The following is a 7,428-nucleotide window of genomic DNA, read 5'->3' as shown; positions in this document are numbered from 1 at the left end:
CCAGATCGCCGTGCTGCTCAAGGCCGCCAAGGCCGACTGGCGCGAGGTGGAGCCCGCCATCTTCGGCACCCTGCTCGAACGCGCCCTGAACCCGCGCGAGCGCCACAAGCTGGGCGCGCATTTTACGCCCCGCGCCTACGTCGAGCGGCTCGTGGCTCCGGCCCTGATCACGCCCCTGCGCCAGGAGTGGCGCAGCGTCCAGGCCGCCGCGAGCATGACCGCCGAAAACGATCCGGCCAAGGCGCTCAAGATCGTCACCGCCTTTCAGAAAAAGCTCTGTCTGCTGCGCGTGCTGGACCCGGCCTGTGGCACGGGCAATTTTCTGTACGTGGCCTTTGAACTCTTAAAGCGCCTGGAAGCCGAGGTCATGCAGGAAGAAGCCCGCTACGGCGGACAAGCCCGTCTGCGCCTGGAGGGTGCGCACATCGACCCGCACCAGTTCCTGGGCCTGGAGTTGAACCCGCGCGCGGCCCGCATCGCCGAAATGGTGCTCTGGATCGGCTATCTGCAATGGCATTTCCGCACCCACGGCCACACGCCGCCCAGCGAACCCATCATCCGCGCCTTCCGCAACATCGAAGAACGCGACGCCATCCTGGCCTGGGACGCCTGGGCTTACCGCGCCGGCGAAACGGGCCAACCCATCATGCGCTGGGACGGGCACAGCACCAAGGTCGATCCGGTAACTAGCCGCGATGTGCCCGACGCGGACCAGCAAGTGCCGGACATGATTTTCACCAACCCGCGCCCGGCCGACTGGCCCGAGGCCGACTACATCATCGGCAACCCGCCGTTTTTGGGCGGCAGCTCCAAACGCGGCGTGCTCGGTCAGGGCTATTTCGAGGCCCTGGCCAAGGTCTATCCGGACCTGCCCGAATCCTGCGATTTGGTCATGTATTGGTGGTTCACGGCCACTATATTTCACCTTGTTTCTAGCTTTTCTCTCTACTTATATTCTTTCAATGCTTTACGTCAAAAATACCCCTTGCACTTCTCTCTTTTTTCGTCCATTTTTGCCTTGAAAGTTGGGTAAATTGTTGGGTCATTCTTGAAGGGGGTGGAGCGTGGCAGCGCAAGGGCGGATCAAAACCAAGTACGTTGGTGTCTATTTCACGGAGCGCAAGAACCGGCTGGGGAAGATGGTCAAGCGGTTCTCGGTGACGTTCCGTGTGGGCGGCAAGGTCTACGAAGAATCGGCCAGGGTGTTGATCGACGATGGGCCGGATACCAGACCAGCCGAAACGCCACAGGAAGCCAGCGCGTGGCGAGCGCGGCGTATCATTGAAGTCTCGACTCCGGTGGAAGAAAGAACAGTTCCTTTTTTTGATGAGATATGGGCGAAGTGGATATCGGGCATGGCTGGCCGAAGCAGTTTACAGGCAGCGCAGAGCCGCTACCGCGTCCACATTAAGCCGATGCTTGGCGACAAGCCCGCGTCCGAGATATGCAGCTTCGATATGGAGCGATTCCGCCGGGACCTGGAAGAAAAGGGCCTGGCCCCTGGATCGGTCAAGGGCGTGTTGGCGCTGGTGAGTCAAGTTCTCCGGTGGGCAGCGGATCACGACTTGATACAGCCGATGAATTTAAAAATCAGATACCCAAAGCTCGACAATGAAAAGACCGAGAGCATGACAATGGAGCAGTTGGCCGCGTACTGGCAAGCGCTCGACGAAGAGCCAGACCAACACGTTGCCGACTTCTTTCGGGTTATGATCCTAACTGGCGTCCGCAAGACCGCCCTTTCCTTGGTGGAGTGGCCAGACGTTGACCTAGAGCGCGGCTTTCTGCTTTTGCGTGGGGAAACCGCGAAGAACGGCAAAACGCAATCCGTTCCGCTCCCCATGCGCGCCGTGGAGATATTCAAGGCCATGACCAGGACGGATAGCCCGCTTGTCTGGCCAGGGCGAAACGGCAAGCCGATGTCGCATCCTGAACGGATCGGGCGCAGGCCCCGTGACCGCGCCGGATTGCCGAAGGACTTCCGCCCATGCCACGGGTTGAGACATACCTTCGCCAGCCATCTGGCCAGTTCGGGCAAGGTGGACCTTTACACGCTACAGCGGCTCCTGACGCATAGCAGTAGCGACATGACGCAGCGGTACGCGCACTTGAGCAGTGAAGCCCTTGCCCGCGCCGCAAGTGTAGCAGACGAAGTGCTGGCCCCTGGCCAAGACAAGGTGATTGCCATCAACGGAAAAGCCCAGGGATAGACAATCTGTCCAGGGCCTTGCAGGTCGGACTTGCTACCCTACCCGAAAAGCGGTTGCCTGACCGCTTGGCCCTGGATCTTTTTATCAGGCGCAACGACAGGCGGTTGACGATGATATGGGCAAAGCTTCTTGGCTATGAGCCAGCCATAGGCCAGCTGGTAAAAGATGCTGGCAATCCGGCCCTGGCACGCGTTCGGATGGTTATTGACGACGAAGATCACGACCATTGCGCCATCCTGTATGCATTGCGAAGGACTTTTGAAATAGGGCAGCCGTTACCGCCGGAAATGGGCTTGGCAATATGTGATCTTTTGGAGTCAAAAAACCCTGCAAACAAGCCACCCGCCACAAAGTCGCAAAAAGTCCGAGATAAAGCATGGGCGGAAGGCTACGCAGAAGAGCTTGGGTGCTTGCGGGTTGGGCTAATCATGGAAAACCACCCGCGATTTGCGGAGCAAGCCGCTATTGAGATTTGCAGATATCCAGGCGTGAGAATGAAGGTTGGCACCACGACGTTCAATGACTTCCAACGCCACAATAGGCTTGCTATCCTGTGTGGCGAAGTTCGAGAAATTGAGCGACGGTTGAACGCCGGAAGCATCACTATCGAAGGCGATTATCAGAAGTGGGTCAGTGTCTTAAAACGGTATCAATTTACGGACGTTACCAGCGGATGCAGGGCGCGGCTTGAATTTATGTTCAAAAAAAACAGCGAGTTAAATACTTCAACAAAGTGACGACTTAAAAGATACTCTCACAAGGTCTCTTTCTCCATATTTTTAAGCCGTGTTCTGCAATACCGCAGGGCGCGGCTTTTTTCTTTTTGGAGTTACGCATGAACAGATTGAACGAGAAAGACGCGGCAATGTATCTTGGAATTTCCGTCAAGTGGATGCAGCAGGCACGGTGCTATGGGCGGGGGCCAAAGTACGTCAAGATCGGTCGGTCCGTCCGCTACAACGTGGCGGATCTAGACGCCTACATTGCATCCCGAACCGTGAATCCGCAGGCGTAGGGGGTGCGAGCATGAAGCGCAAAAAAACACCTACCGTGCATCTGGGTCTGGATACCGCCGCCGCCGTCAAGAACTGGCCGAGCAAGTTTGTCGGCAGAAATGAAGTGGAACAGTTTTTCTCTGGGGCCGTCACGAATACGCAGATGGTTGTTTTGGAAATCTGGAGCGGGCTGTCATACGATGAGCATTTGACCAGAGAGATCCAAGAGAAAGAAGGATTCCGCCCTGTTCGTGCAAAGCATCATGGTCGTGACGGCTGGACCGCCGCATCGTTGGCGGTGTTTGTTTCGCAGCATCCCGACTGGGTGGAACAAACCAGAGCCATGGCAGATGGGCACGACGCGAAGTGGGGCAGGCTATGAAAATGAAAAAGCCCCACGGGGGGCAACCGCAGGGCATAGGAATGGGGCTTGTGAAACGTGGCGTTTCTTGGGGTCAATTTTTCACGATGTTGGCAATCAGTCAAGTGGAAGTCTTGCTCATGCTGGCCGCGATCGTGGCCGGGGTGGTGTTGCTATGACGTACATCCCACGACAGGACGATGGACCGGCAGCTATGGAGCGGGCCGCCGATGCCTTGGAGTATATCGACGCCCACGACCGCGAAAACTGGTTGCGTATGGGCATGGCCCTGAAGTCAGAGTTTAACGATGCCGGTTTCTCTATCTGGGACGATTGGAGCAGATCGGCAGAGAATTACAGCCAAAACGACGCCATGATCGTGTGGCGCGGCATCAAGTCCGGTGGCGGTGTCGGCATCGGCAGCTTGTTCCACCTGGCCAGGGAAAATGGGTGGCGTGATGACGTGACCTATACCGCCGCGACGATGACGCCGGAACAAATCGAACAGCGCAGGCAGGCCAGGATGCAGGCGACAGCGCAGGCCGAAGCCGAGATTCAGCAAGAGCAGGCCCAGGCCGCGAAATGGGCTGCTACGATCTGGCAGCAGGCCCAGCCCGTGCAGAGCAATCCATACTTGGAACGAAAGCAGGTTTCGCCCACGTCAACGCTCCGTCAAATCGACGTGGCGATTGTCAACGAGTTCATCGGATACCGGCTCAAGTCCAAGGGTGAAGAGTTGGAAGGCGACGTGTTGGTGGTGCCCATGCGAAAGGCCGGATCGACGGGCTTGTGCTCGTTGGAGTTCATCGACGGCACAGGCCGCAAGACTGCCCTGGCAGGACGCGGGACGAAATCGGGCGCATATTGGGCTACAGAGCGACTTGATAGCCCGGCCATACTTTTGGCCGGGGAAGGTGTTGCGACGGTTTTAAGCGCATCACAGGACGCACAGTTGCCAGGCGTGGCCGCCCTTTCATGCGGAAATCTGAAGTCAGTGGCCGTGGCCATGCGGGAACAGTACCCGAACGCCAAGATCATCATGCTTGCGGATCTGGATAAGCAGACCGGCGAACCTGATCAGCACGCGATTGACGCCGCCGCCGCCGTGGATGGTTATGTGGCAGTGCCGGACTTTGGCCAGGATCGGGAGTCAGGGCAAACAGACTTCAATGATCTTCACGTCGCTATGGGGCCGGACGCGGTGCGGGAATTTATCACAAAATCTTTACAACCGTTAAAAAAAGGTGGGGCAGGTGGGGCAGATGGGGCCAGCCCAAGCGGGCCGGGGGTTAAGCCCTGCCCCACTACTGAAAACGGAAGTGGGGCAAGTGGGGCAGCAGGCCCAAAAAGTGGGGCAGCGATGCCCAAGGGCTATTTCGTCAACGCCGCCGGGCTACATTATCTCGACGATTCTAATCCTGACAAGGAACCAGTGCCCTACCGCCTAGGGCCGGTCATAGAAGTGTTGGGCTGGACGCGGAATACTGACAGCAGGGAGTGGGGGCAATTACTCCGGTGGCGAGATCCTGATGGTGTTGTCCATGAATGGGCCATGCCTGCCAGCCTGCTTTTCGATCGGGCCGGGGGCTGGGTGGCGGAATTGGTGCGCGGGGGCTGGATACCGGAACCGGGACAGAAACAGCGGGCTTGGCTGGCCGCGTTTTTCTCCAAGTCGAATCCGCCGGAGCGGGTGCGGTGCGTTTCGTCGGTTGGCTGGCATCATGGCCGGTTTGTGTTGCCGGATCACGTCTATGGGCTTCCCGGTGCCGAGCCGATTGTCATGCAATCCGCCATGAGTGCGAATCCGTATCAGCAGGCCGGGGGCCTGGCCGGTTGGCAGGACACGATAGGCAAGTGGAGTGTCGGCAACAGCCGCTTGACCCTGGCCGTATGCCTGGCCCTTTCCGGGCCGCTACTCGCCAAGGCGGGCATGGGGCCTGGTGGCGTGAATATGTTTGGCACGTCGTCCACGGGCAAGAGCACCTGTCTGCTTGCCGGATTATCAGTCTGGGGTGGACCCGATGCCAAGGCCAGTTGGAACGCGACCAAGAACGGGCTGGAAGGCGCGTTGGAGATCCACAACGATACTTTCTACGCCCTGGACGAAATGAGCGAAGCCCCAGGCCGATCCATGAGCGAAGTGGTTTACATGCTGGGGAATGGAGCAGGCCGGGCACGGGCGCATCAAGACGGCAGTGCTCGACGGGTGCGGAAGTGGCGGTGCGCGGTTTTTTCCACCGGGGAAATCCGAGTGGAAGACAAGCTGAAGGCAGAAGGTCAGCAGTGCCGAGCCGGTCACGGTGTCCGCCTGCTTGAATTGCCAGCGGATGCTGGGGCCGGGCTGGGATGCTGGGAAGACCTTCATGGTCATGCTACCGGGGCGGAGTTCTCGCAGGTTATCACGGACGCAGTATCAGAGCATCATGGTCACGCGGGCCGGGCATTTGTTCAGAACCTGATTGACCGTGAGCAGGATCTGACCATTGCCACGGACCTGGACGCCATCACAAAGGCATGGACGCCCGAAGGGGCCAGTGGGCAGGTGGTGCGATGTGTCCGCCGTTTTGCGCTTATGGCCGTGGCTGGTGAACTGGCCACTGCCTTGGAAGTCACGCCCTGGACGCCGGGCCACGCCATGCAGATGGTCAAGCGGTGTCTCGACGATTGGTTGCAGGCCAGGGGCACGACCGGCGATATGGAGCATGGCCAGGCCGTCAAGCTGGTGTTGGGCTACCTTGCCCGATATGGCCAGGCGCGTTTTGAAAATCTGGATACGCCTGAACCGAACCGGATTATCGACCGCAGCGGATTCAAGCGCACGTCAACAGGCGGTCGGGTGCAGTTTGTTTTCCTGCCTGATCAGTTGGCAGCCGTGGTGCCGGGCCTGAACATAACGCAGGCGGTCAAGTCCTTGGACAAGGCCGGTCTGCTACGCCGCAACGATAAGCACCTTTCGCAAAAGATCACATTGCCCGAACTTGGTCGGTGCCGATGCTATGTCATCGAACCGCCGGATCTGGAAGGCGGTGATGTATGTTGAGCGTTGCCCACCTGCTTGATCAGCAGGGTCAGTGCCCCACTTTTGCGGATGGTGCCCCACTACTGCCCCACTGCCCCACTTTTGAAAATGGAAGTGGGGCAGGGCTTAACCAAGGAATGACGGGGCCTAGCCCCACTTGCCCCACCTGCCCCACTAAAAAACAAGCAGTGCGCGAAAAATTGGATGCCGGGACGGAACCGCCCATTTCGATGGAACCGCTACCGGGCCGCTACTTTATCGACCCGATTGAGCATCACTATCTGCCCAGCGCCAAGACCATGAAGGATCTGTCAGAGTGCAGGGGCTACCCGGACGCCTGCCTGAAGTGCCGTTTACTCATGGCGGATCTGAAAACCTGCCTGCTTGGGCCAGGGGGTGATGATGAGCAGTAATCGGCAGCGAATCAACGAGCTCTTTATCCTATGGGCCGGATCGAACTTGCAGACCCAGGACGGCTTTCTGAACATGGTCACGGGGGGCCGCCCACTTGCGGTGGGAGACCGAGCCAGGGTGGAATCCATGCGGGCGATATGGCGCGAACTGCCCAAGCAACAGCAGGATCTGTTTTTCAAGGGGGTGCTATGAAGCTACCTGTCAGATGCCCACAATGCGGTGGGTCGGATACGATCAGGAAAAAGGGACCGCAGGCATTGACGGATGCCTTCTTTCAGCAGCGGCATGAGTGCCGGGAGTGCGGTTGCCGGTTTCTGGCCTACTGGAAGATCGACGAAACAAAGATTTACGCCGGTGTCGGCAAGGATGGTGATGAATGAAACGGTTGACCGCAAAGCAAGAGCAGTTTTGTCTTGAAGTGGTGAGTGG

6 protein-coding genes are annotated in these 7,428 nt (G+C 58.4%); all 6 read left to right on the top strand.

Translation table 11 applies throughout. The features are described from left to right. Window positions 1-1,064 precede the first annotated feature (1,064 nt). Window positions 1,065-2,210 carry a site-specific integrase gene (locus EOL86_10650; protein ID NCD26031.1) on the top strand — a complete coding sequence of 382 codons (1,146 nt, stop codon included), beginning with the start codon at window positions 1,065-1,067 and terminating at the stop codon, window positions 2,208-2,210. Window positions 2,211-2,275: 65 nt separating this feature from the next. After that, window positions 2,276-2,947 carry a hypothetical protein gene (locus EOL86_10645; GenBank protein NCD26030.1) on the top strand — a complete coding sequence of 224 codons (672 nt, stop codon included), beginning with the start codon at window positions 2,276-2,278 and terminating at the stop codon, window positions 2,945-2,947. A gap of 98 nt (window positions 2,948-3,045) precedes the next feature. Continuing rightward, entirely contained in the window at window positions 3,046-3,225 is a 180-nt protein-coding gene (locus tag EOL86_10640) for a DNA-binding protein (protein ID NCD26029.1), read from the top strand. A 231-nt stretch (window positions 3,226-3,456) separates the two neighbouring features. Next, window positions 3,457-6,606: a DUF927 domain-containing protein gene (locus tag EOL86_10635; GenBank protein NCD26028.1), complete on the top strand. Its 3,150-nt coding sequence runs from the start codon at window positions 3,457-3,459 to the stop codon at window positions 6,604-6,606. Further along, window positions 6,600-6,998 carry a hypothetical protein gene (locus tag EOL86_10630; GenBank protein ID NCD26027.1) on the top strand — a complete coding sequence of 133 codons (399 nt, stop codon included), beginning with the start codon at window positions 6,600-6,602 and terminating at the stop codon, window positions 6,996-6,998. The genes EOL86_10635 and EOL86_10630 overlap by 7 nt, the downstream gene beginning before the upstream one ends. Continuing rightward, entirely contained in the window at window positions 6,988-7,191 is a 204-nt protein-coding gene (locus EOL86_10625) for a hypothetical protein (protein ID NCD26026.1), read from the top strand. The genes EOL86_10630 and EOL86_10625 overlap by 11 nt, the downstream gene beginning before the upstream one ends. The last annotated feature ends 237 nt before the right edge of the window (window positions 7,192-7,428 follow it).

The organism is Deltaproteobacteria bacterium (genome assembly GCA_009930495.1).
Classification (GTDB): Bacteria; Desulfobacterota; Desulfovibrionia; order Desulfovibrionales; family Desulfomicrobiaceae; genus Desulfomicrobium.
This window is presented reverse-complemented; position numbering and strand designations above follow the sequence as displayed.

Bases quoted from the DNA above. Each gene is read 5' to 3' on its own strand.
- EOL86_10640 (NCD26029.1), top strand. From the start codon at position 3,046: ATGAACAGATTGAACGAGAAAGACGCGGCAATGTATCTTGGAATTTCC.
- EOL86_10630 (NCD26027.1), top strand. From the start codon at position 6,600: ATGTTGAGCGTTGCCCACCTGCTTGATCAGCAGGGTCAGTGCCCCACT.
- EOL86_10625 (NCD26026.1), top strand. From the start codon at position 6,988: ATGAGCAGTAATCGGCAGCGAATCAACGAGCTCTTTATCCTATGGGCC.